Annotated in this window: 19 protein-coding genes and 1 other RNA gene; 10 read left to right on the top strand and 10 right to left on the bottom strand. The window is 66.4% G+C overall.

What is annotated here, in order from left to right; genetic code table 11:
• Positions 1-131: 131 nt before the first annotated feature.
• Both rnhA and AB7F11_RS15440 read right to left on the bottom strand, forming a co-directional pair.
• Complete coding sequence (gene rnhA, locus AB7F11_RS15445; protein WP_428289538.1) at positions 132-566, bottom strand: ribonuclease HI; 435 nt, start codon at positions 564-566, stop codon at positions 132-134.
• A gap of 61 nt (positions 567-627) precedes the next feature.
• The gene (locus tag AB7F11_RS15440; RefSeq protein ID WP_428289539.1) at positions 628-1,431 is read right to left on the bottom strand and encodes a class I SAM-dependent methyltransferase; all 804 of its coding nucleotides are present in this window, start codon (positions 1,429-1,431) and stop codon (positions 628-630) included.
• Positions 1,432-1,533: 102 nt separating this feature from the next.
• Between AB7F11_RS15440 and gloB the strand changes: the two genes are divergently transcribed.
• From gloB to AB7F11_RS15425, 3 genes are all read left to right on the top strand, one after another.
• Complete coding sequence (gene gloB / locus AB7F11_RS15435) at positions 1,534-2,304, top strand: hydroxyacylglutathione hydrolase (protein ID WP_428289540.1); 771 nt, start codon at positions 1,534-1,536, stop codon at positions 2,302-2,304.
• The gene (locus AB7F11_RS15430) at positions 2,304-3,902 is read left to right on the top strand and encodes a transglycosylase SLT domain-containing protein (RefSeq protein ID WP_428289541.1); all 1,599 of its coding nucleotides are present in this window, start codon (positions 2,304-2,306) and stop codon (positions 3,900-3,902) included. Before gloB ends, AB7F11_RS15430 begins: the two co-directional genes overlap by 1 nt.
• 159 nt (positions 3,903-4,061) lie before the next feature.
• A complete protein-coding gene (locus AB7F11_RS15425) occupies positions 4,062-4,439 on the top strand; it encodes a DUF4148 domain-containing protein (protein WP_428300098.1) in 378 nt (125 codons plus the stop codon).
• A 2-nt stretch (positions 4,440-4,441) separates the two neighbouring features.
• On the opposite strand, the gene AB7F11_RS15420 is transcribed toward AB7F11_RS15425, so the two are convergent.
• The 5 genes from AB7F11_RS15420 to dnaX form a co-directional block, all read right to left on the bottom strand.
• Positions 4,442-5,497, bottom strand: coding sequence for an ABC transporter substrate-binding protein (locus AB7F11_RS15420; RefSeq protein ID WP_428289543.1), 1,056 nt, complete (start codon positions 5,495-5,497; stop codon positions 4,442-4,444).
• A 155-nt stretch (positions 5,498-5,652) separates the two neighbouring features.
• Positions 5,653-6,057 carry an MAPEG family protein gene (locus AB7F11_RS15415; protein WP_428289544.1) on the bottom strand — a complete coding sequence of 135 codons (405 nt, stop codon included), beginning with the start codon at positions 6,055-6,057 and terminating at the stop codon, positions 5,653-5,655.
• Between the two features lie 36 nt (positions 6,058-6,093).
• Positions 6,094-6,687: a recombination mediator RecR gene (recR, locus tag AB7F11_RS15410; RefSeq protein ID WP_428289545.1), complete on the bottom strand. Its 594-nt coding sequence runs from the start codon at positions 6,685-6,687 to the stop codon at positions 6,094-6,096.
• Between the two features lie 32 nt (positions 6,688-6,719).
• Positions 6,720-7,052 carry a YbaB/EbfC family nucleoid-associated protein gene (locus AB7F11_RS15405; RefSeq protein WP_428289546.1) on the bottom strand — a complete coding sequence of 111 codons (333 nt, stop codon included), beginning with the start codon at positions 7,050-7,052 and terminating at the stop codon, positions 6,720-6,722.
• Between the two features lie 38 nt (positions 7,053-7,090).
• Positions 7,091-8,962: a DNA polymerase III subunit gamma/tau gene (gene dnaX / locus AB7F11_RS15400; protein ID WP_428289547.1), complete on the bottom strand. Its 1,872-nt coding sequence runs from the start codon at positions 8,960-8,962 to the stop codon at positions 7,091-7,093.
• 62 nt (positions 8,963-9,024) lie between these two features.
• On the opposite strand from dnaX, the gene AB7F11_RS15395 reads away from it, so the two are divergent.
• The 3 genes from AB7F11_RS15395 (at position 9,025) to AB7F11_RS15385 (ending at position 10,916) form a co-directional block, all read left to right on the top strand.
• A complete protein-coding gene (locus AB7F11_RS15395; protein WP_428289548.1) occupies positions 9,025-10,152 on the top strand; it encodes an AIR synthase-related protein in 1,128 nt (375 codons plus the stop codon).
• Between the two features lie 36 nt (positions 10,153-10,188).
• Positions 10,189-10,285, top strand: an RNA gene (gene ffs, locus AB7F11_RS15390) — signal recognition particle sRNA small type.
• Between the two features lie 277 nt (positions 10,286-10,562).
• Entirely contained in the window at positions 10,563-10,916 is a 354-nt protein-coding gene (locus AB7F11_RS15385; protein ID WP_428289549.1) for a DOPA 4,5-dioxygenase family protein, read from the top strand.
• On the opposite strand, the gene AB7F11_RS15380 is transcribed toward AB7F11_RS15385, so the two are convergent.
• The 3 genes from AB7F11_RS15380 to AB7F11_RS15370 are packed head-to-tail and all read right to left on the bottom strand — an operon-like array spanning position 10,883 to position 18,128.
• Positions 10,883-12,163, bottom strand: a complete 1,281-nt coding sequence (locus AB7F11_RS15380) for a TIGR03862 family flavoprotein (protein WP_428289550.1) — start codon at positions 12,161-12,163, stop codon at positions 10,883-10,885. The two genes, AB7F11_RS15385 and AB7F11_RS15380, sit on opposite strands and share 34 nt — an antisense overlap.
• An 8-nt stretch (positions 12,164-12,171) precedes the next feature.
• Complete coding sequence (locus AB7F11_RS15375; RefSeq protein WP_428289551.1) at positions 12,172-15,504, bottom strand: UvrD-helicase domain-containing protein; 3,333 nt, start codon at positions 15,502-15,504, stop codon at positions 12,172-12,174.
• Entirely contained in the window at positions 15,501-18,128 is a 2,628-nt protein-coding gene (locus AB7F11_RS15370; RefSeq protein WP_428289552.1) for a PD-(D/E)XK nuclease family protein, read from the bottom strand. Before AB7F11_RS15370 ends, AB7F11_RS15375 begins: the two co-directional genes overlap by 4 nt.
• Positions 18,129-18,250: 122 nt before the next feature.
• Here AB7F11_RS15370 and trxA point away from each other — a divergent pair, with 122 nt between their 5' ends.
• The 4 genes from trxA (at position 18,251) to AB7F11_RS15350 (ending at position 22,317) form a co-directional block, all read left to right on the top strand.
• A complete protein-coding gene (gene trxA / locus AB7F11_RS15365; RefSeq protein WP_086123884.1) occupies positions 18,251-18,583 on the top strand; it encodes a thioredoxin TrxA in 333 nt (110 codons plus the stop codon).
• Between the two features lie 189 nt (positions 18,584-18,772).
• Positions 18,773-20,035 (top strand): transcription termination factor Rho, encoded by a 1,263-nt coding sequence (rho, locus tag AB7F11_RS15360; protein ID WP_428289553.1) that lies wholly within the window; start codon positions 18,773-18,775, stop codon positions 20,033-20,035.
• A 190-nt stretch (positions 20,036-20,225) separates the two neighbouring features.
• Complete coding sequence (locus AB7F11_RS15355; RefSeq protein ID WP_428289554.1) at positions 20,226-20,486, top strand: type B 50S ribosomal protein L31; 261 nt, start codon at positions 20,226-20,228, stop codon at positions 20,484-20,486.
• A gap of 97 nt (positions 20,487-20,583) precedes the next feature.
• The gene (locus AB7F11_RS15350) at positions 20,584-22,317 is read left to right on the top strand and encodes a hypothetical protein (protein ID WP_428289555.1); all 1,734 of its coding nucleotides are present in this window, start codon (positions 20,584-20,586) and stop codon (positions 22,315-22,317) included.
• Positions 22,318-22,324 lie beyond the last annotated feature (7 nt).

The following is a 22,324-nucleotide window of genomic DNA, read 5'->3' as shown; positions in this document are numbered from 1 at the left end:
TGAATTTGCCCGGGGGAATGGGTCAACAGCCGTGGAGCAGATGTTGACAAGTCAAAGACAAGAAATGTAGCAGTGCTGAGCAAAACGGGTGCCCAGAAGTTCCGCTTTCCGACCCGTTGGTCGGTCATATCTCACACCGGAACACCCCGGTTGGCCAAGGCGTCGGCGCGCTCGTTGCCCGGATCGCCGGCGTGTCCTTTGACCCAGTGCCACTCAATCTGGTGCACACCGCCATGCACGAGGGCGTCGAGCTTTTGCCAGAGTTCGGCGTTCTTCACCGGCTGCTTGGCGGCGGTGATCCAGCCCTTGCGTTTCCAGCCATGGATCCACTCGGTGATGCCTTTGCGGACGTACTCGCTGTCGAGGTACAGCGAGACCCGGCAGGGCCGTTTCAGGGCCCCGAGTGCCTCGATCACCGCGGTGAGTTCCATGCGGTTGTTGGTCGTGATGCGCTCGCCGCCCCAGAGCTCTTTTTCAAACCCGTCCGACTTGAGATAGACCCCCCAGCCGCCTGGGCCTGGATTGCCTTTGCAGGCACCATCGGTGTAGATCACCACGTGATTCAAAACAACTCCTCTTCGAAAAATGTAAAGACGGCGTAAAGCCGGAAAGTTCTGCCCCGTGACGTCAATGCCGGCTGGCCACCCGAACTGGCGCGGCCGCCGCTGCCCGCCGCGGTTTCCACGCCGGGCCCAGCAGTCTCATGCCTCGCACGCGCTTGACCGCCACCACGAAGTAAACCGCGCCAAAAATGGGCCACCACCGTGCGCCCGCCCGATCGAGCCAGGCCGTGCGCTGGAGCCACTTGTCGGTGCGTACGGCCGGACGGTAGCAGCCGTACCGATCCGACTCCAGGTCAAAGCTCAGCAGGCGCAGCCAGTCGCGCAAGCGCCAGGGGCCGATGAACTCGCCCGCGTCGGGCAGATAGAGGTCGGAGCCACCCGTCGACTGAAAACCCACGCGCTCCCAGAACCGGCTGCGGCCCTGCCGAAAGCCCCACAGGCTGGCCGGATTGAATCCCGAGATCACCACCCGCCCTTCAGGCACGAGCACGCGCTCCACCTCGCGCAGCACATGGTGCGGGTCGGCGCTGAATTCCAGCGTGTGGGGTAACACCACCAGGTCGAGGCAGGCGGCTGGAAACGGGAGCGCCGCCGCGTCCGTGATCAGCGCAGCGCGCGCAGCACCCTCGCCACCCGGTGTACCGTCTGCGGACACTGGCTGTGGCGGCAGCACTTCGGGCAGGGCGAGCCAGCGGTGCGGCATGCGGTTGTTGCGCAAGGCATCGAGCTCGGGCAAACCGAGTTGCAGCGCGTTGTACCCGAAGAGATCGGCCGCAGCCAGGTCGAACTGGGCCTGTTCCCAATCAAGCAAGTACTGGCCCGGTGCGGTCCCGAACCACTCGGTCAACCCTATAATTTTTTCGGTCATGGTGTGTAAAGCGGGGTGCAGTCTCGTGTGGAAGTCTGCGACACTGCGGGACGCCGCAACGGCCAGCCCGCACTCTACACGCCCTCACCCCGAATCCGCTCCATGCAGCTCACCCCGATCCCGGCTTTCAGCGACAACTACATCTGGGCACTGCACCACGAACAGCGCGCCCTGGTGGTGGATCCGGGCGAATCCGACGGGGTGGCGCAATGGCTGGCCAGCGAGGGCCTGCAGCTCGACACCATTCTCATCACCCACCACCACCCCGACCACACCGGCGGCGTGGCGGCTTTGCGCGAGGCGACCGGTGCGCGCGTGATCGGGCCGGCGCGAGAGCGCATGCCCGAGCCACTGCAGCGCGTGAGTGCAGGTGACGAGGTGCATGCCCTCGGCCTGCGTTTCGAGGTGCTGGAAGTTCCTGGCCACACCGCCGGGCACATCGCCTATCACGCCGCAGACTTCCCCGGGGCGCCACTTCTGTTTTGCGGCGACACGCTGTTCTCGGGGGGCTGCGGCCGCCTGTTCGAAGGCACGCCTGCACAGATGCTGGATTCCTTGACCCGCCTGGCCGCGCTGCCCGAGGACACCCAGGTGTGCTGCACGCACGAATACACCCTGTCGAACCTGCGTTTCGCCATGGCGGTGGAGCCACACAATGCGGACCTCGCTGCCTACCAACTGCACTGTCAGGCGCTGCGCGCGCAGAACTTTCCCACACTGCCCAGCTCCATTGGCCTGGAGAAACGCATCAACCCCTTCCTGCGCACCGACCAGGACGAGGTGGTGCGATCCGCCCGAGCGCGCTCGCCGGGCCAACCCACCGACGCCGTGACGGTCTTCGCCACGCTTCGGGAATGGAAGAACGTTTTCTGATGACCCCCTTCTCGCTGTCCAGGATCTCGCGCCGCTGGCTCAACACCGCCGGCGTCGCACTGTTCCTTGTGCTCTCCGGCTGTGCCACCACCGTGCCCCCCGCACCCGCCACGACGCCGAACCCGCCAGAAGTGGCCACTGCGCCTGTACCCAAGACCCTGCCCTCGTACCGCTTGCCCGCCGACATTCCCCTGAGCGCCATTGGCATCTCCGACACCTCGCTGCCAGGTGTGGCCAGCCTGGATGCGCCGGCCGATCTGTGGGACCGCATTCGCCGGGGCTTTGCCATGCCCGACCTCGAGGGAGACCTGGTGCGAGACCGCGAGCAGTGGTACGCCACCCGCCCGGACTACATCCAGCGCATGACGGAGCGCTCCAGCCGCTACCTGTTTCACATCGTCGAGGAGATCGAGCGCCGCAACATGCCCATGGAGCTCGCGCTGCTGCCCTTCATCGAGAGCGCGTTCAACCCTCAGGCGGTCTCCAGCGCGCGGGCCGCCGGCATGTGGCAGTTCATGCCGGCCACGGGCGAGTCGTTCGACCTGCGTCAGAACGTCTTCCGCGACGACCGTCGCGACGTGCTGGCCTCCACCCGCGCGGCGCTGGACTACCTGCAGCAGCTCCACACCCGATTTGGCGACTGGCACCTGGCGCTGGCCGCGTACAACTGGGGCCAGGGCAACGTGAATCGCGCCATCACCCGCAACCAGCGCCTCGGCCAGTCCACGGCCTACACCGACCTCACCATGCCCGCCGAGACGCGCCAGTACGTGCCCAAGCTGCAGGCGGTGAAAAACATCATTGCCCGGCCCGAGGCCTACAACACCACGCTGCCCTTGATCGGCAACCACCCGTTCTTCGACACCGTCACGCTCCAGCGCGACATGGACGTGGCCGTCATCTCGCGCCTGGCCGGCATCAGCGAGGCCGATTTCCGCGTGCTCAATCCTTCGTTGAAGCAGCCCATGGTGATGGCGGCAGGCACGCCCAATATCCTGCTGCCCTGGGACAACGCAGTGGTCTTCGAGGACAACCTCGCCAAACACACCGGTCCCCTCGCGACCTGGACCGCCTGGGTCGTGCCCAGCACCATGTCCGTGGCCCAGGCCGCCAAGCGCGTGGGCATGAGCGAGGCTGAGCTTCGAAGTGTCAACAACATTCCTCCTCGCATGCAGGTGCGTGCCGGCTCCAGCCTGCTCGTGCCGCGCACCGAGCAACGCAACGGCGATGTGCCCGGGCACGTCGCGGACAACGCCCGCCTGAGTTTGCAGCCTGACGTGGTGCTCACGCGGACCACGGTGCGTGCCAGAAAGGGCGAGAATGTCGCCCGCCTGGCTCGTCGCTATGGTGTGAGCGCTGTGAGCGTTGCAGACTGGAACAAGCTCGCCGTGAACGCGCCGCTGAAAGCAGGCCAGCGCATCACACTGCTGCTGCCCAAACGAGCTGCAACAGCCAGCGCGAGCAGCAGCAAAAAACCCGTGAAGCGTGCAGCCAGCACCAGCAAGCGCAAGACCGTTTCAGCCCAGCGCAAACCAGTCAAGGGCAAAGCGGTCAGCAGTTCCAGCAAGACACGCGTCGCCACCACCGTCAAGAAGTAGCTGAAAGCACTCCCCTGCTCGGGCCGAATGTCGCGGCTTCAAGCCGCGCATTGTTGCGATTGCTGCAATGCCGCATGCCCCGCCCAGTGATTTTTCTCCGGCACCTTGAAGTTCAAACTTCTCCCCATGCACTTTCGCATGAACCTTTGGAGAAATCACATGAACCGCAAGTCCACCATCGCCGCCCTGATCGCCATCGCCGCCACCACGGGCAGCGCATTTGCAGGCACTTCGCTCGCCGGCGACATCAGCATTGACGACACCCCTTTCACCTCCACCCGCACGCGTGCTGAAGTCCAGGCGGAACTGGCGGAGTTCAAGCAAGCCGGCGTGAACCCCTGGTCGACGTCCTACAACCCTGCACGCGACTTCCGCAGCGAGAAGACCCGCGAGCAAGTCCTTGCCGAATACCAGGCTTCGCGCGACAGCGTGGCTGCCATCACCAGTGAAGACAGCGGCTCGGCCTACGCAGCCGCGCGCAAGGGTGTTGAAGTGAGCCCGCGTTTTGCCGTGGGCGCCACCCCGACCGTTCGCTGATCTCAGGCCCGGAAGCGGGCTTTGGCCTTGCGTGCGAAATCGTTGGTGAAGGTTCGGGTGAGGTCCACGCGCTGGACCGAGCCCGCGTCTTCGAACAACGCCAGCATGCGCGCCGCCGTGGCAGGACCGGCGTCGGGCATGAGCCCATCGACCGTCCAGGCTTCGCGCACACGAGCGAACGCCGCCAGGTAGAGCGCGCGATCGCCCTGGAAATGCCGCTCGGGCACGGCCTTGATGAGGTCCGACGGCCCGGCCGTCTGCAACCACTTCAGGGCATGCACCATGGCGTTGGCCAGGCCCTGGCCAGCACGGGGATACTGGGTCAGAAAGTCCACCGGGGCACACAGACAGCCCGAAGGCATGGGTCCACCAAACACGTCGGCAGTGCCTCGCGTGCTGCGCGTATCCACCACCACACGCAACTCGCCCCCCTGTTCCAGTTCGGTCACCGTGGGGTCGTTGTAGCTGATGGCGTCCAGTTGCCCGCGCCGAAACGCCTGCAGGGCCAGCGCCGGCGAAGGGTGCGCCACGTAAAGCACCTCACCGGGCCGAAGGCCAGCCTTGCCCAGCACCATGCTGGCCACGCGGTGTGACGCCGATCCGTCGGAGACCACACCCACCCGACGCCCTCGCAAGTCGCTGAGCTGACGGTAGTGCCCCATGGTTTTGAGCGATACACCCAGCACGATCTGTGGTGCGCGGCCCTGCAATACAAAGGACTGATAGTTCTGGCCCCTGGCCTGCAGGCTGATGGTGCTGCTGTAGGGTGCCGAAAGCACTTGCGCACCGCCTGCCTGCACGGCCTGCGCAGCCAGCGCGGCATCGGCGAACTCGCGCACCTCAACCTCCAGGCCTTCTTGCGCGAAGTAGCCCAGGCGTTCTGCAATGGTGAGAGGCAGATAGCAGAAGGACGACCGCTCGTAGGCCGCAATCACCAGACGAGGCGCACTGGCGCGGGCCGGGCTGGTGGCGGGCGCGGTCTGGGCACGCACGGGCGGCAGTGCCGCCGCAACCATACCCAGCGCACAGACACGGCCCCACTGACGGCGACTCCACATGACCCGGTTTTCCTCTCTTGGCTCACACTTCTGAATGAACCTTGAGACTAGGCGCGATGGGTGGCAGCCGCATCGGGACCTATCCCGAGCGGGTTTGTACCGAGCGCAATTGAAAGCTGATGTAACGAGCGCAGACTCCAGGCTCGACGCAAGGCTCAGGTGAACAGGATGGCGATGTTCACAGCGATGGCCAGCGTCCAGAGCAGGCTGCGCGCAGTGGCCATGTCGGCGACGTACATGGCGATGTAGAGCAGCCGAAGCACCACGAACACGAAGGCGAGAACGTCGATGCGGACCTGCGTTCCACCAAGCTGGTGCGCAATGATCACCGCGCCGATGAAGAAGGGCAACGCCTCGAAGCTGTTGGCCTGCGCCGCATTGGCGCGCGCACGCCAACCGCTCTGGCGAGCCAGCCAGGCGCGCGGATTGTGGTTGTCGTAACCGCCCTCGCGCCGGGATTTGCCGAAGCTGCCCGACTTGGCGAGCCAGCCACACGCCATCGGCAGCATGGCCGCCACCAGCACAGACCAATAGGCCACCGTCAATCCCGCGAGCTTCATGATGAGCTTCTTTCCATCAAGAAAAGGCGGCGCCGATCAGCGCCGGTCCACCAGCGCATGGGCAATGGTGCCCAGGTCCACGTATTCGAGCTCACTGCCCACCGGCACGCCCCGCGCCAGTCGCGTCACCTGAACTCCACGACCCTTGAGCGCCTGTGCGATCACGTGCGCCGTGGTCTCGCCCTCGGCCGTGAAGTTGGTGGCCAGAATCACCTCGCGCAGGCCGGCTTCGCTGGAGATGCGGTCAAACAGTTTCTGCAGGCCGATATCGCGCGGCCCCACGCCATCGAGCGGATTGAGCTTGCCCATGAGCACGAAATACAGGCCCTTGTAGGCGCCGGTGCGCTCCATGGCAGCCTGGTCGGCCGGCGTCTCCACCACGCAGAGCTGGCTGTGGTCTCGCCGCGGGTCGCGGCAGGTGGGGCACAGATCGTCTTCGGTGAAGGTGTGGCAGAGCGAGCAGTGCTTCACCGAGGCTGCGGCGTGCTCCAGTGCGCGCGCCAGCTGCACCGCGCCCTCGCGGTCGTGCTGCAGCAGGTGGAACGCCATGCGCTGTGCCGATTTCACGCCCACCCCAGGCAGTCGCCGCAGCGACTGGATCAGGAGCTCCAGCGAATGGTTGTCGGCCATGAGGCTCGCGAAGGCGTGTTCGGTCCGGACGGTCAGAAAGGAAACTTCATGCCAGGCGGCAGGCCCGGCATGCCGGCCGTGATCTTGCCCATCTTCTCGGCAGAGGTTTCCTCGGCCTTGCGCACCGCCGCGTTGAAGGCGGCGGCCACCAGGTCTTCCAGCATGTCCTTGTCATCGGCAAGCAGGCTGGGGTCGATGGTCACACGCTTGACGTCGTGCTTGCAGGTCATGAGCACCTTCACCAGGCCCGCACCGGACTCGCCCGTGACTTCGATGTTCGCAAGTTCGTCCTGGGCCTTCTTGAGGTTGTCCTGCATCGCCTGCGCCTGCTTCATGAGGCCGGCGAGTTGTCCTTTGTTGAACATGGTTTTCCTTGTGTCTGAAAAAAAGAATCTGAAGCCGCTCAGGCGCGGGTGGCCTTGATCGAGCCTGGCACGATTTTGCCGCCAAAGTCGCGCATCATGGATTGCACGAAAGGGTCGCCCAGAATCACCGCTTCGGCCTGTTGCTGGCGTTGCTGGGCGGCAAAGGCCAGTCGCCGCGCGGGCGAATCGGTGATGGCGCCGATCTCCACCACCAGGCGCACTTCGTGGCCCAGCGTCTGCAATGCCGCAGCGAGCCGGTCGCGCGCATTGCCCTGGTTGAGCGAGCCGCGGTCCACCCGCAGCATCCATTGACCCGCATCGCGCGCCACCAGTTGAGACTGCAGGCCAAGTTCACGCACCAGCGCCGTGATGGCTTCGGCACGCACGAGCTCCATCACGGTGTCAAACCAGAAATCGCCCTCTTCGCTGCCGGCGGGTGCCTCCAGCGGCGCCGGGGAGCGAGGCTGCGGCTGGTCCAGCCGACTGGGCTCGCCAGCGTCGCGAACGGGTATGGCCAGCACACGGCTGGGTGCCGGCTCAGCCTCTGGCCCGGCATCTTCCCAGGGCGGGCCGTCGTCCTCGGGCCAGGGAGGTTCGTCGGCAACATCGGCTGCGGGCTGAGATCGGGCCGTTTCCGGCGCCGGCGAAAGCACGGCCACGGCAGCTTGCGCGGGCACTGACGGCGGTACAGGCCGCGTGGGCGCGGGCGGCGGCACGTTGACCGGCGCCACAACCACAGGCTGCGTGGCGGCCGCGCGCGGTAGAGGTTCAGCCGTTTTCAGTGTTTTTTTTTCCGCTGCGCCGGCGGGCTTGAACGCCAGCAGACGCAGCAGCACCATGGTGAGCGCCGCGTATTCGTCAGGTGCCAGCCCGAGTTCGGCGCGCCCATGCAGGCAAAGGCTGTAGAGCAGTTGCGTTTCGTCGGCCGGCAGGCTGTGCGCCAGTCGTGCGATCTGCGCTTCGTCGGGATCGTCCTGCCCCTCGGTCCGCGCATGATCAGGCACCGCCTGCAACACCGCCATGCGTTGCAGCACACCGGTCATTTCTTCCAGCGTGGAGGCCGCGCTCAAGCCATTGAGGCGCAGCGCATCGACCGTCTCGACCACCTGAGCGCCGTCGCTGCGGGACAGCGCGTCGATCAGCCGCAACACATAGGAGCGGTCGACCGCACCCAGCATCTGGCGCACCGTGGCTTCCTGCAACTGGCCGCCACCGAAGGCGATGGCCTGGTCGGTGAGCGAGAGCGCGTCGCGCATGGAGCCGCGTGCAGCACGAGAGATGAGGCGCAGCGACTGCTGGTCGGCGTTCACCTGCTCGGCCTGCAGCACCTGCTGCAAGTGCTCCAGCACGGTCTCTGGCGCCATCGGGCGCAGGTTGAACTGCAGGCAGCGCGAGAGCACGGTCACCGGCACCTTCTGCGGGTCGGTGGTGGCCAGCACGAACTTGAGGTATTCGGGCGGTTCCTCCAGCGTCTTCAACATGGCGTTGAACGCCGTGTTGGTCAGCATGTGGACCTCGTCGATCATGAAGACCTTGAAGCGACCCTGCACCGGCTTGTAGACCGCCTGCTCCAGCAGCGCCTGCACCTCGTCCACGCCCCGGTTGGAAGCGGCATCGAGTTCGGTGTAGTCGACAAAACGGCCGCTGTCGATGTCGGTGCAGGCCTGGCACACGCCACAGGGTTCGGCGGTGATGCCGCCCTGCCCGTCTGGCCCCAGGCAGTTGAGCGACTTGGCCAGGATGCGCGAGACCGTCGTCTTGCCCACGCCGCGCGTACCGGTGAACAGGTAGGCATGGTGCAGACGCTGGGTGGTGAGCGCGTTTGACAGTGCCTGCACCACGTGCGCCTGGCCCACCATTTCGGCAAAGGACTTGGGGCGGTACTTGCGGGCGAGCACGAGGTAAGACATGCCCCGCATTCTACGGGCGCCCCCTCGGCAGCCCGCCCCGCCGATCCCGGATAATCCACGCCATGTCTTCCCCCACCTCCCCCGCCGCCTCCGACACGCTGAGCTACGAACAAGCCGGCGTCAACTACGACCTCATCGACCCACTGAAAGTGGCCGCGCAGCGCGCCGCCGCTGCCACCGGCGCCCACCTGGGCGCGCACGGATTCAGCGAAATCGCCGCCTCGCGCGGTGAATCGGCCTATGTGGTCGACGTCGGCCCGTTCTACCTGGCCAGCATCGTCGAATGCCTGGGCAGCAAGGCCCTGGTGGCCGACGAGATGGCGCGCCTGACCGGCAGGAGCTACTACGAAGGCATCGCGCAGGACACCATCGCCATGGCCATCAACGACCTCATCACCGTAGGCGCCACGCCGCTGGTGGTGCAGGCCTACTGGGCGGCAGGCGGCAGCGACTGGTTTGGCGATGCCACACGCGCCCAGGCTCTGGTGGCCGGCTGGAAAAAGGCTTGCGACATCTGCGGCGTGGCCTGGGGCGGCGGCGAGACTCCGGCGCTGGCAGGCATCGTGGAAGCCGGCCGCATCGACCTCGCGGCATCCTGCACCGGTCTCATCAACCCCAAGGAGCGCCTCTCGGTGGGCGACCGCCTCGGTGCAGGCGACGCGATCGTGCTACTGGCCTCCAGCGGCATCCACGCCAACGGCCTGAGCCTGGCACGCAAGCTGGCCGAACGCTTGCCGCAGGGCTACCTGACCGAAGTCACGCCAGGCCTGAGTTTTGGCGAAGCCCTGCTCGCACCCACCGTGCTCTATTCCCCGGTCACCGAAGCGCTGTACCGAGCCGGCATCACGCCACACTACTGCGCCAACATCACCGGCCACGGCTGGCGCAAACTCCTGCGCCACCCCGCCGAACTCACCTACCGCATCACGAAAGTGCCAGCAGTGACCCCGGTCCTCAAGTTCATCCAGCAACACGCAAAGCAGGACGACCGCGAGGCCTACAGCACGCTCAACATGGGCGCAGGGTTCGCCCTCTTCGTGCCCTCCGAACAAGCCCAGCGCACGGTGGAAATCGCCCAGGCACAAGGCGTAGAGGCGCTGGTGGCGGGTCAGGTGGAAAAAGGTCCGAAGCAACTGGTCATCGAACCACTGACCATCACCTTTGGCAACGAAGACTTGCAACTGCGCTGAGCACAGCGAACCGGCCCGTCGCCTACAATAGCCCCCGACGGGCCTTCCCGCATGGTGAAGCGGCCAACCGGGTCAGGTGGGGAACCAAGCAGCCCTAACTGTGAATCCAGTGCCGGGGTCAAGGCTCGTCACCTTCTTCTCAACACGCCAAGCAGCCGTGACGCAGTATGAAGGTGCAGACCTTCAGTCACCACGCATTCAAGCCAGGCCTTCAGTCTCTCGACATCCAAGGCCTGATTCATGCCTCGTTGCTTTCTTTCCCACGCCCTTGTGGCCGCCTTCATCCTCAGCGGGTGTGCCGCCTCCGTCAGCAAACCTGCCGCCAGCACAGACGCGCAAGTCAGCGGCCCGACCATGGCCGCGCCATCGGTGCCCACGACGCGCGTGGCTGCCTGTTAGCATGGCGCACCATGTCTGCACGCGATCCCTCCTCCATCACCGGCTGGCATGCCCACGTGTACTTTGGCGCCGACACGCGCGACGCGGCGTGGACCTTGCGCGAGGTCATTGCGACCGAGCTGGGCGCGCGGGTGCAGATTGGGCGCTTCCATGAGAAGCCGGTCGGGCCGCATCCGGCCTGGACTTTTCAGGTGGCTTTCGACGCATCCGAGTTCGCCCTGGTGGCCAGCTGGCTCGCCCTCAACCACGGCACCCTGGATGTGCTGCTCCACCCCAACACGGGCGATGCGCTGAGCGATCACCGCGATGGTGCGCTCTGGATCGGCAAGTCCTATTCGTTGATTCTGGAGGCGCTGGTCGACTGAGCTTGCGAGCTCAGATAGGCCTCCACGCCCTGCCCGGCCCGCACGCCGCTGGCCAGGCATGCGGTGAGCAGGTAACCACCGGTGGGGGCTTCCCAGTCCAGCATCTCACCTGCGCAGAACAGCCCGGGCCGTGCGCGCACCATGAGCGAATCATCAAGCGTTGCCCATGCCACGCCTCCGGCGCTGCTGATGGCTTCGTCAATCGGACGAGGCCGCGCCAGGGTGATGGGCAGGGCTTTGAGCAGCGTGGCCAGCCGAGCAGGATCGTGCAGCGTGTCTTTGTCCACCCGTTCGTTGACGATGGCCATCTTGATTCCCTCCAGGCCCAGGCGGCTCTTGAGGTGGCTGGAGACGCTGCGCGAGCCGCGTGGATGGGCCACCTCGGTCAGTACCTGGTCGGCGCTGCGGTCAGGCAGCAGATCGAGCTCGAAGGTGGCGTGGCCGGTGCGCTCGATCTGGTCGCGCAGCAGGCCGGACGCGGCGTAGATCAGGCTGCCTTCGACGCCGGTGGCGGTGGCCACGAACTCGCCCTTGCGCTGGAAGTTGTGCCCCTGACCATCGGTGGCGCGAATGGCCACCGACTTGAAGGGTTGCCCCGCGAATCGTTCAGCGAAAAATGGCGACCAGCCGTTGGCGACGTCGAAACCGCAGTTGCTGGGACGCAGCGCTGCCACTTCAATTCCGGCCGCCTGCAACCAGGGAACCCATGCACCGTCGGAACCCAGTCGCGCCCAGCTCGCACCACCAAGCGCCAGCACGGTCGCACCAGCCCGCACGCGCCAGCGGCCGGATGGTGTGTCGAAGTCCAGACCCTGGTCTTCACCCCAGCCGCGCCAGCGGTGGCGCATGTGAAAGCTCACGGGCACGCCGTTGCCCTGCGGGTGGCGCAGGCGATGCAGCCAGGCGCGCAGCAGGGGCGCGGCTTTCATGTCGGTGGGGAACACGCGCCGCGAGCTGCCCACGAAGGTGTCGATGCCCAGGCCGCCCGCCCACTCGCGCACCGCCTGAGGGCCAAAGGCGTCGAGCAGGGGGCTCAGGCGCTCGCTGTGCGCACCGTAGCGACCCACGAAGGCGGGCAGTGGCTCGGCGTGCGTGAGGTTCATGCCGCCCTTGCCGGCCAGCAGGAACTTGCGTCCCACCGAGGGCATGGCATCGAACACATGCACGGCGATGCCAGCACGGCCCATGACTTCAGCGGCCATGAGGCCAGCGGGACCTCCGCCAATGACGGCGACGTCGATGTTCATCGGGTGGCTCACCGGGATTCCTGTTCGCCAGGGAGCTCGATCAGCCGGCCCTGGGGGTTGATGAAAGCCAGGCGCACCGGTTCGCCCGGGCGGGCTTGGGCCATGGCCGTTCGGTAGCGCTGCATTTGGGCCAGCTTGTCGGCATCGCGCTCAGGGTTCAGGGCACTCTTGTAGTCGAGCACCCACCAGTCACCGGTGTCGCGGCGGCGGACCAGGCGATCGAGTCGGAACAGTTCGCCCTGGTGAAACAACTCGACCTCGTTGCCCCAGTGGACCAGCTGGGCCGCATCCCAGGCCCATGAAGCCTCGCCGGCGACGATGCGCTGCGCCATGGACAGCGCATCTCGCGCCTGGGACGCGTCCAGCTCGAATTCGCGTGCCACCGCCCGGGTGTGGTCGGCGCTCCAGTCAAAGCCCTGGGCGGAGGTGGGCCGCCATTGCAACAGGCGGTGCAGCGCCAGCCCGGTGCGCGTGGCGATGTCGTCGGTGACAGGCCTTGCGGACACAGGGGTAACCGGTGAAGGCGCGCTCGCGATGACGGCGGGCAAAACGGCCAGGCTCGGCGTCCCGGTTTCTTGCAGCCGGTGCAGTTGCCCCTGGTCCATCGGTGGCGCGTCCGCCGCCATCGCCAAGGGTTGCAGCCGCTGGTACCAGGTGGTGGCCTGGCCTCGCTGGTGGGGCTCGAAGCTGGAAACCATCAGGCGCGACTCGGCGCGGGTGATGGCCACATAGAGCGCGTTGAGTTCTTCCAGCGAGCGCGCCTGCTGTTCAATGGCCAGTGCCTGGACGGCGCAAGCCGGCGGGTTCTTTTCGCTGGCGAGGAAGACGAAACGGCGCGGCACGGTTTCTTCGCCAGGCCAGTCCACCAGCACACCCATGCTCTCGGGCCGCGAGCCACCGGTGTCGGTGTCAAGCAGCAGCACGGTGTGCGCCTCCAGGCCTTTGGCGCCGTGGATGGTGAGCAGCCGCACGGCGCCGGGCGTGTGTACCGGCGTGGCCCGGATGCCGCCGACCTTGAGCGCCCGCACCAGCCGGTAGGGCGTGAGGAAACGCCCGCCTTCATGCGCCAGCGATTGCGCCAGCAGGTCGCGCAACTGCGCCAGCACGACCGGGCGCTGCTGCGCCGGAACGGCCTGGGCGAAGCGCGCGAGCACGTCGCCGTGGTCGTAGAGGGCGGAGAGTGCATCGTGTGGCGGCAGTTCATTCACCCATTGGCGGTAGAGCGCCAGTCGCTGCGCGGCCTCCCGCAGCCGTGCGGCCTGACCGTCGTCCTGCGAGAGGCTGCGCTGTTCCTCGGGTGTCATGCCGCCAAAGCGCTGCAGCACCCCCCACCAGGAAAGACGGGACGGTGTCCATTGCAGCCGCAGGCGTGCGAGTTGGGCCAGATCGTCGTCGCTGCACAGAAACACGGGCGACTTCAGCGCGCGGGCCAGGCTCAGGTCGTGACCGTTCGAGACCAGGGCGTCGAGCAGCGCCACCACATCCTGCACTGCGGGTGCATCGCCGAGTTCGAGCTTCTCGGGCTGTTCGCTTGCAATGCCTCGCTCGCGCAAGGCTTCGAACATCCAGGCCAGGCGCTCGCGGCGGCGCGACAACACCATGATGTCGTCGGGCGCGACGCGCCCGGAGGCGATCTCGGCAGCGACCCAGTCGGCGGCCTGGCGGGCTTCCAGCGCGGACATGGTGTCTTCCGGGAGCACTCGCGGCGTGACCAGGCTGTCGCGCCAAACGTCGAGTTCGCTCCCGTCGTCGCGCTCGCGCAGGCTGCGCGGCAACTGCGGCAGGCAGAGCACGGCGCCTTCGCCCGTGCTTTCGGTGGTGTGGGCACGAAAGTCGCTGCCGTATTCACCCGCCTGCACAGCGGCACTCATGGCCTGGTTGAGCGCATCCACCACCGCCGGGGCGCACCGGCGCGTGTGATCGCAACTGAGCAGCACTCCCGCCAGGCCCTGCACCACGAAAGCCTGCGCGGCCTTGAACACCTGGGGCTCGGCACGGCGGAAACGGTAAATGGATTGCTTGGGGTCACCCACCAGGAAGACGCAGGGCGCCTCGCCCGAGCCAGCCCCCGCGTAGGCGGAGAGCCAGCCGTAGAGGGTCTGCCATTGCAGCGGGTTGGTGTCCTGGAATTCGTCGATGAGCACGTGGCGCACGCGCGCGTCCAGCCGCTGTTGCAGCCAGCCGGAGAGTTCGGCATCGCCGAGCAGGCGTCGGGCGGCGCCCTCCACGTCGTTCATGTCGACCCAGCCGCGCTCGCGCTTGAGCTCGGCAAAGCTGCCCAGCAGCACGCGCGTGAGCCGGGCCATTCGCTGGTGGTGCTGCCAGGCGCCATGCTGCCGGCTCGCCTGGCACAGCTCCACCAGTTCAGCTTCCGCCGCCAGAGCGGCGTCGAATTTGACCAGGTTCTTGTTCAGCCGGTCTTCGTCGGCCACCAGAAATGCCTTGCGCAACAACGCCAGGCGCCGGGGCATCTGTCCGGGTTCGTCAGGCAATTCAAACGCCTGCACCACCTGCACCGCGCTGGCCTGTGGCGTCTTGTTGGTCTCACCACCGAGCGCCTTGGCCCATCCCAGCCAGCGATCGCGCGCGCGATCCTTCATCAGCGCCAATTCGGGGCGGTCCAGCCCCGCCAGGGCAGGATGGAGCGTGGCGAAGGTATCGACCGAGGTTTCCAACACACCCGCGCCATCGGCCAATGCGAACTCCACGCGTTTTTGCAAGGCCTTCTTCAAGGCGTTGGCGGTCTGGGAGCGGCCGTGTTGCGCCACACTGTCCATGAAGTCCTGTCGGTCCCCCGGGTGGGCGGCGAGCGCCGCGTAGAAACGGGGCCACACCTGGGCCATCGCCTTTTCGTCGTCCTCCAGCAATTCGTACTGCACGGGCAACTGCAGCTCTTGCAGCACCGTCAGCGGTGCGCCGCGCAGCAAGGCCGCAAACCAGCTGTGGAACGTGCGCACCTGCACAGGGCGGCCTTGGACGGTCACACGGGCATGCAGACCGCGGGCCTCGTTCATGCGCCGCCGCGATTCGCTCTCGCTCAGGCCGCGTGCGCGCAGTTCGGCGGCAAGCTGTTCGTCTGGCAGCCGAGCCCAGCGGCGCAGCTCGGCGTCCAGGCGGTCGCGCATTTCGCCTGCGGCCTTGCGCGTGAAGGTGATGGCCAGGATGTCCTGTGCCGCGCAGCCGTCCATCAGCGCACGCAAGATGCGCGAGACCAGCATCCAGGTCTTGCCCGCGCCCGCACACGCCTCCACCGCCACGCTGCGCGCAGGATCGCAAGCGAGCGCGTAAAAGTCTTCACGGCTGGCGTGTGCGCCATTGACTCGGTAGGCGGCGGCTTTCATGCGGCCTCCCAGAGGTCCTTGCGGCACAGGCCTCGGGCGGCGCAGTGTTCGCACACCTGGCCCTCGCCCAGCGCCGGCATGGGCGCACCGGCCACCACCCGCGCCAAGTCGTGCGCCAGGCCCTCGCGAAGGCGCTCTCGGGCTACCAGCACCTCGGGCTGTTCAATCAGCCGAGTCGGCGGGTCCCGGGCGCTGTCGCCTCGCCTGTCGGTGATGCTCAGGTAGGCAGCGCGCAGGTTCTCATCGGGCAGCAGCGCTGCGTAGAAGGCGAGTTGCGTGTCTTCCAGCGGCTGCTTCACGCGGGCCTGCGTCTTTTCGCGGGATTCGGTTTTGTAGTCGATCACGAAGGGTATCGGGCCTTCCGGGCTGTCCTGGTGATCGACGCGGTCGAGCTTGCCGAACAAGGCCCATGGGCCCGCGCTGGCACGGCGTTCGGCCTCGGCTTCGACGAATCGCGGACCGGCTCTGCCGTCGGTGGCTTCGAAACCGGCGAGCCAATCCAGGTAGCCCTCACGCAGGGCTGGCCACACCGCCTGGTAGGGCAGGAACCCGGCGCCACCCTCGTCTGTCTGCAGGCCCATGGCCACAGCCGTTTCTTCTGCCAGGTGGTCCAGCGTCGCACGGTCGGAATCACGCCCTGGGCGCGCATCGCCGCGCTGTTCGTGAAAGGCGCGCAAGACCGCATGCAGCCAATTGCCCATGTCGCGCTGATCGGGTTCAGCCTCCAGTTCAGCGGCTTCTGCCAGGCGCAACTGGCGCAAAGCAAAGAATCGGTAGGGACAGTCACGCAGGTCCTGGTAGGCACTGGCCGAGAGCGACTCGGGCAGCACGTCGCTCGCCGATGGGGCTGGACGAGGCGGCACACGCTCGACCAAAGGGCGCCGCTCCCGGGGATCGGCCGCTGGCGGTACCGCCAGCGCCTGCACCCAGGCACTGGGCAGCACCAGCTCGCCCCGCTCCTGTGTGCGCCACAACAGATCGAGTTCGGGCAGCGCCAGCGCAGCCTGCCAGGCAGCAACTGCCGCCTGCGCCAGTGCTTCCCGCGACGGCAATCCCAGCAGCGCTCGCTGTGCGGCGGTCCAGTCGCCAGGAGGCTCGGGACTGGGGCTGAGATGGACCTCATCGCACCCCGGCACCACGGTGGCCGCAAACACACGGCCCAGCAACTGCGGCATGGGCAGCACCACCACGGCTGCATCGCCCACGCTGGGAGGCGTGAAGCTCGCGCCTTCGAGAACTTCTCGCACCCACGCCGTGAACGCCGGTAGCGACAGCCGCACGCCTCCCCGGCTGCGCGTGCCTGGCGCGTCAAAGGCCTCGGCCAGCCCCGCCAGCTCATGAGCGGCGCCCTCTTCCAGCCGCAGCACGCGCAGCATCTGCTGGCCAGCCGGGTCGGACATCAAGGCATCCCATTGGCCCACCGCGCGCAGAACGCCGGCAAGGTCGCCGAGCCAGTTCGAGAGCGGGCGACCGGCCTGCAGGCCTTCCAACAAGGGCGCCAGTCCTTCGGGCAAGGCCGGCGCCAGGAGCCGGTTGCCCAAAGCGGCCTTCCAGCGCGAGATGCCCAGCTCGCGGCTGAGTTGCTCCAGCGATTGCACGGTGGCATCGGGCCAATGCCGGGTCTGCTTCAGAAAGTCCAGCACGTCGTCCATTGAGGTCCGCCGGTCGGCAGCGCGCAGAACGCTCATGAGGACCGCGGCGGCGTGGGTGGTGGAGAGCCTCCAGCCGGTCTCGTCGCGCACTGTCACGCCAGCACCTAGGAGCATGGCGCTCACTCGGCGCGTGAGCAGGCGGTCGTTGGCCACCAGCGCCACTGGCGTGCGGCCGGCATTCACCCGCGCAATCACGCAGGCGGCTGCGCGCTGCGCTTCGTCCTCGGCGTCGCCGCAGGCGTGTACGCGCACCGCCGCACAGACGTTGCTGGCTTCGTGCAAGGGCAGCACCAGCGCCCGCTGCCCCCAATGCGAAGCCAACGCATCGGAGAAGGGCTCTTCCTGAAAACCCCGCACCACCACCAGCAGATCGGCGTCGGATCCCGGCGCGGCGGCTTCTCCCCACAGGACGTCGGTGGGATAGGACGAGGTGCTGGCCCAGGTGAGCGCCAATGAGGCCAGGAGGCCTTCGAACTGCAACGCCTGAAGGCCTGTGGCCAGCGCCTGACGCCGCGACTCGGCCCAGGCCAGGCGTTGTGCCGGCGGTATGGCCGCAGCCAGTGGCGCAAGTTGCCGGGCGGACTCCACCAGTCGCGAGACCATCGCGGCACGCAGGGCGGCGTCACTTCGGGCAGGCGCCACGCGGTCGATGAGGGCCGTGGCCACGAGGCTGTCACGTGCCATGTCGGTGCCCAGATCGCCGGGACCGGGAGCAAAAGGCTGCAGGGTGGAGGCCCAGTTTCGGCTCGATTCGAACCGGGGGGAAAAGCCATTGGGGTGGGAGGTGGCCCAGGCTCGCCGGCCCACGTCCATGAGTTGTGCATAGGGCACCATCACCACTGTTCGCCGGGCATCAACACCGCGTTCATGCAGCGCCGCTGCCACGCGCCGCACGATCTCGGACCACGCTCGCACGGCCGGGTGTGCCGCCCCTGGCGGCGGGTCGTCCCGGGATGGGCTTGCTGGCGTCATGAAATAGGGGTTTCTGTCACAATGATGCGGATCGTGCGCTCGGGGGGTTGTCCGTCACCCGTCCCCTCTCTGGCATGTGCTCAAACTGTAACCTCCCCGTTCAACGCTTTTTAGGACGAATCATGGCCAGCGACCTGATCAAACACGTTTCCGATGCGAGCTTCCAGGCCGATGTGCTGGAAGCCAAGGCGCCGGTGCTGGTGGACTTCTGGGCCGAGTGGTGCGGCCCCTGCAAGATGATCGCGCCCATCCTCGATGAAGTGGCCGGCTCCTACGACGGCAAGCTCAAGATCGCCAAGCTCAATGTGGACGACAACCGCGACGTGCCGGCCAAGTTCGGCATCCGCGGCATTCCCACACTGATGCTCTTCAAGGACGGCCAGTTGGCCGCGACCAAGGTGGGCGCACTCAGCAAGGCGCAGCTGACCGCCTTCCTCGACCAGCAGCTGGCCTGAAGGACGGCCCTGTGCGGCCCGGGTGCAACGCCCGGGCCCCGTTTCACTTCCTCCCCCCGTATTTCCTGTCATAATTTGCGCCAGCGGGCCTGACAGACGCCCGCTCTCCATCTCGCGCACCGTCCGCCACCCGGACGCCAGCGCCCCCTCCCCCGGCTACTGACTCAACTCCCTCCCGGAGTGAATTCCATGCACCTCAACGAACTCAAGGCACTTCACGTGTCTGAAGTCCTCAAGCAGGCTGAAGCGCTCGAAATCGAGAACACCGGCCGCATGCGCAAACAGGAACTGATGTTTGCCATCATCAAGAAGCGCGCCAAGGGCGGCGAACTGGTGTACGCAGACGGCGTGCTCGAAGTGCTGCCCGACGGCTTTGGTTTCCTGCGAGCGCCAGACACCAGCTACACAGCCAGCACCGACGACATCTACATCTCGCCCAGCCAGATCCGCCGCTTCAACCTGCACACCGGCGACATGATTGAGGGCGAGGTTCGGATTCCGAAGGACGGCGAACGCTACTTCGCGCTCAACAAGCTCGACAAGATCAACGGCCTGCCGCCCGAGGACAACAAGCACAAGATCATGTTCGAGAACCTGACGCCGCTGTTCCCCAAGGAGCAGATGCGCCTGGAACGCGACATCAAGAGCGAAGAGAACATCACAGGCCGGGTGATCGACATCATTGCGCCGATCGGCCGCGGCCAGCGCGCCCTCATCGTGGCGCCCCCCAAGAGCGGCAAGACGGTCATGATGCAGCACATCTGCCACGCCATCACCGCCAACCACCCCGAGGTGGTGCTGATGGTGCTGCTGGTGGACGAGCGCCCGGAGGAAGTGACGGAAATGCAGCGCACCGTGCGCGGCGAGGTGATTGCCTCCACCTTCGACGAACCCGCCGCACGCCACGTGCATGTGGCCGAGATGGTGATCGAGCGTGCCAAGCGCCTGGTCGAGCTCAAGAAGGACGTGGTGATCCTGCTCGACTCCATCACCCGTCTGGCCCGCGCCTACAACAACGTTCTGCCCTCCAGTGGCAAGGTGCTGACCGGTGGCGTGGACGCCAACGCCCTGCAGCGGCCGAAGCGCTTCTTCGGCGCCGCACGCAAGATCGAGGAAGGCGGCTCGCTGACCATCATTGCCACCGCCCTCGTCGACACGGGTTCGCGGATGGACGAAGTGATCTTTGAAGAATTCAAGGGCACGGGCAATTGCGAAATTCACCTGGACCGACGCCTGTACGAGAAACGCGTATTCCCGTCCATCCAGCTCAACCGCAGTGGTACTCGCCGCGAAGAGCTGTTGCTGCAACCCGAGATTCTGCAAAAGACCCGCATCCTTCGCCAGTTCATGTACAACATGGACGAAATCGAGGCGATGGAAATGGTGCTGAAAAGCATGAAGTCGACCAAGAACAACTCCGAGTTCTTCGACATGATGAGGCGGGGTGGGTGACCCCCCACGGCGCGCGCGCCCCACGCCAGAGAAGCCGTGGCACCGGCTTTGCGGGGCCACAGGCATCGCCCACTGGGGGCTGACGCCGAAGGCGGCGCCGGGAAAGGTATAATCCGAGGCTTTGCAAATCGCGACAAGTACAGGGAAATGGTTTTCCTGCGGCTACCGCACCTGACCTGAAGGAACCGCCATGAAAGACGGCATTCACCCCAACTACCGCGAAGTCTGCTTCCAGGACCTCTCCAACGGCTTCAAATTCGTGACCCGCTCCTGCGCGAACACGAAAGAGATGATCAAGATGGAAGATGGCCGCGAGCTGCCGCTGTACAAGCTGGACACGTCCAGCGAATCGCACCCCTTCTATACCGGCACGCAGAAGAGCGTGGACAACATGGGTGGCCGCGTGGAGCGCTTCCGCAACCGCTACGGCAAGGGCACTGCCGCCAAGTAACTGGCGCGTGCATGGACCCCGCCGGCCACTGCTGGTGGTTTCCCCTGGAGAAAGCAGCCCGCCCGGCTGCTTTTTTTTGCCTTGTATATTCCTTGAAGTGAACCAACCCACCCCCGCCATCGTCAGCCAGTCGGCCGTTCGGCGCCTGCCCCGTCTGGCGCTGTTCCTTTTCTGTGCCGCCTATGTGTTGCCCGGCTTCCTGAGCCGAGAGCCATGGAAGAACGACGATGTCTCCGCGTTCGGCGTCATGCTGGAAATGGCGGCGGGTCACAGCGGCTGGTGGACACCTCAGGTCCTCGGTCAGGCGGTCGAAGAAGTCGGTCCGCTGCCCTATTGGCTGGGTGCCGCATTTATCCGCCTGCTCCCCTTCTTTTCGCCCGAATTCGCTGCACGGATCCCCTTTGCGCTGCTGCTGGCTCTGACACTGGCCTGCACCTGGTACACGGTCTACCACCTCGCACGCCAACCAGCGGCCCAGCCCGTGGCCTTCGCCTTCGGTGGCGAGGCCAATCCCACCGACTACGCCCGGGCGCTGGCCGATGCGGGCCTGCTGGCGCTCGTGGCTTGCCTCGGCCTGGCCCAGCTGTCCCACGAAACCACCCCGGACCTGGCGCGGCTCGCGCAGGTTTCGCTGCTGCTGTTCTCTGCCGCCCGCCTGGCCCATGCGGGTACCCGTCAACCCTGGCGATCGGTATTCACCTGGAGTCTGGCCAGTCTGTCGCTGGTGTTCAGCGGCGCTCCCTGGATAGCGGCCTTGCTGGGTGGCGGCCTGCTGCTCGTGCTGTGGCTGGCACGCCAGTCCACCGCCTCCGTCCCACCTGAAACCGACTGGCTGCTGGAAGCGCCCAAAAGTGTTCGCGATCCGCTTTTGTGGTGCGCCGTGGCCTTGGTACTGGTTCTGCTCACCGCCCAGCTGACGGGCCAGTTGCCCAAGCCAGCGCTGCAAACGCCGCTGGAACAGGTGCAGTGGCGCAACTGGGGCAAGCTGCTGATCTGGTTCACCTGGCCTGCGTGGCCGCTGGCCCTGTGGACCTTGTGGCGCTGGCGCCATCAGTTGCTGCGTCCCCACGTGGCCCTGCCGCTCTGGGCGGTGCTGGTGAGTGCGGGACACAGCGCGATTGCCGACGAACGCGACCGCGCCTTGCTGCTTTCTCTGCCCGCGCTGGCGGCGCTGGCGGCGTTCGCCCTGCCCACGTTGCGGCGCAGCGTCTCCGCATTGGTCGACTGGTTCACCCTGCTGTTCTTCTCAGGCTGTGCGCTGGTGATCTGGGTGATCTGGTTTGCCATGCAGACCGGCGTGCCCGCCAAACCCGCTGCCAACGTGGCCAAGCTCGCACCCGGGTTCGTGCCCGAGTTTTCCTTTCTGCTGTTTGCCTTGGGCGCGCTGGCCACGGCGGCGTGGGTCTGGCTGGTGGTGTGGCGGGTGGGCAAACACCGCCAGGCGATCTGGAAAAGCCTGATCCTGCCGGCGGCGGGCAGCACACTGTGCTGGCTGCTCCTCATGAGCCTGTGGTTGCCGCTGCTGGACTTCGGGCGCAGCTACGGTCCGATCTCGCGTGGGATCGCGGGCCTTGTGGACCGCCAGCGATGCGTGCTGGCCGATGGCCTGACGCAGGCGCAGATCGCCGCACTGCAGTACCACGGTGGCCTCCGGCTGGTGCGCACCGGCGCGGGTTCCGGCGACGATTGCCGCAGTCTGGTGGTTTCGCCGGACAGCCAGCCCACGCTGGACAGCCGCGTGGATCTGACGCAATGGGCTTTCAAGGCGACGGTGCGACGCCTGACAGACAGCAAGGAAAGCCTGCTGGTGTACCAGCGCATCAGCCGCTAGGCTGCGG

It is taken from the genome of Hydrogenophaga sp., from assembly GCF_050250835.1.
In the GTDB taxonomy this organism is placed as follows: domain Bacteria; phylum Pseudomonadota; class Gammaproteobacteria; order Burkholderiales; family Burkholderiaceae_C; genus Hydrogenophaga.
Note: the sequence above shows the minus strand (reverse complement) of the source record. Positions and strands in the feature narration are given on the sequence as shown.

Coding starts and splice junctions, on each gene's coding strand:
- AB7F11_RS15355 (WP_428289554.1), top strand. CDS start 20,226: ATGAAAGACGGCATTCACCCCAACTACCGCGAAGTCTGCTTCCAGGAC.
- AB7F11_RS15405 (WP_428289546.1), bottom strand. CDS start 7,052: ATGTTCAACAAAGGACAACTCGCCGGCCTCATGAAGCAGGCGCAGGCG.
- AB7F11_RS15425 (WP_428300098.1), top strand. CDS start 4,062: ATGAACCGCAAGTCCACCATCGCCGCCCTGATCGCCATCGCCGCCACC.
- trxA (WP_086123884.1), top strand. CDS start 18,251: ATGGCCAGCGACCTGATCAAACACGTTTCCGATGCGAGCTTCCAGGCC.
- rho (WP_428289553.1), top strand. CDS start 18,773: ATGCACCTCAACGAACTCAAGGCACTTCACGTGTCTGAAGTCCTCAAG.
- AB7F11_RS15380 (WP_428289550.1), bottom strand. CDS start 12,163: ATGAACATCGACGTCGCCGTCATTGGCGGAGGTCCCGCTGGCCTCATG.
- recR (WP_428289545.1), bottom strand. CDS start 6,687: ATGGCCGACAACCATTCGCTGGAGCTCCTGATCCAGTCGCTGCGGCGA.
- AB7F11_RS15375 (WP_428289551.1), bottom strand. CDS start 15,504: ATGAAAGCCGCCGCCTACCGAGTCAATGGCGCACACGCCAGCCGTGAA.
- AB7F11_RS15415 (WP_428289544.1), bottom strand. CDS start 6,057: ATGAAGCTCGCGGGATTGACGGTGGCCTATTGGTCTGTGCTGGTGGCG.
- AB7F11_RS15440 (WP_428289539.1), bottom strand. CDS start 1,431: ATGACCGAAAAAATTATAGGGTTGACCGAGTGGTTCGGGACCGCACCG.
- AB7F11_RS15395 (WP_428289548.1), top strand. CDS start 9,025: ATGTCTTCCCCCACCTCCCCCGCCGCCTCCGACACGCTGAGCTACGAA.
- AB7F11_RS15385 (WP_428289549.1), top strand. CDS start 10,563: ATGTCTGCACGCGATCCCTCCTCCATCACCGGCTGGCATGCCCACGTG.
- gloB (WP_428289540.1), top strand. CDS start 1,534: ATGCAGCTCACCCCGATCCCGGCTTTCAGCGACAACTACATCTGGGCA.
- AB7F11_RS15430 (WP_428289541.1), top strand. CDS start 2,304: ATGACCCCCTTCTCGCTGTCCAGGATCTCGCGCCGCTGGCTCAACACC.
- AB7F11_RS15420 (WP_428289543.1), bottom strand. CDS start 5,497: ATGTGGAGTCGCCGTCAGTGGGGCCGTGTCTGTGCGCTGGGTATGGTT.
- AB7F11_RS15370 (WP_428289552.1), bottom strand. CDS start 18,128: ATGACGCCAGCAAGCCCATCCCGGGACGACCCGCCGCCAGGGGCGGCA.
- dnaX (WP_428289547.1), bottom strand. CDS start 8,962: ATGTCTTACCTCGTGCTCGCCCGCAAGTACCGCCCCAAGTCCTTTGCC.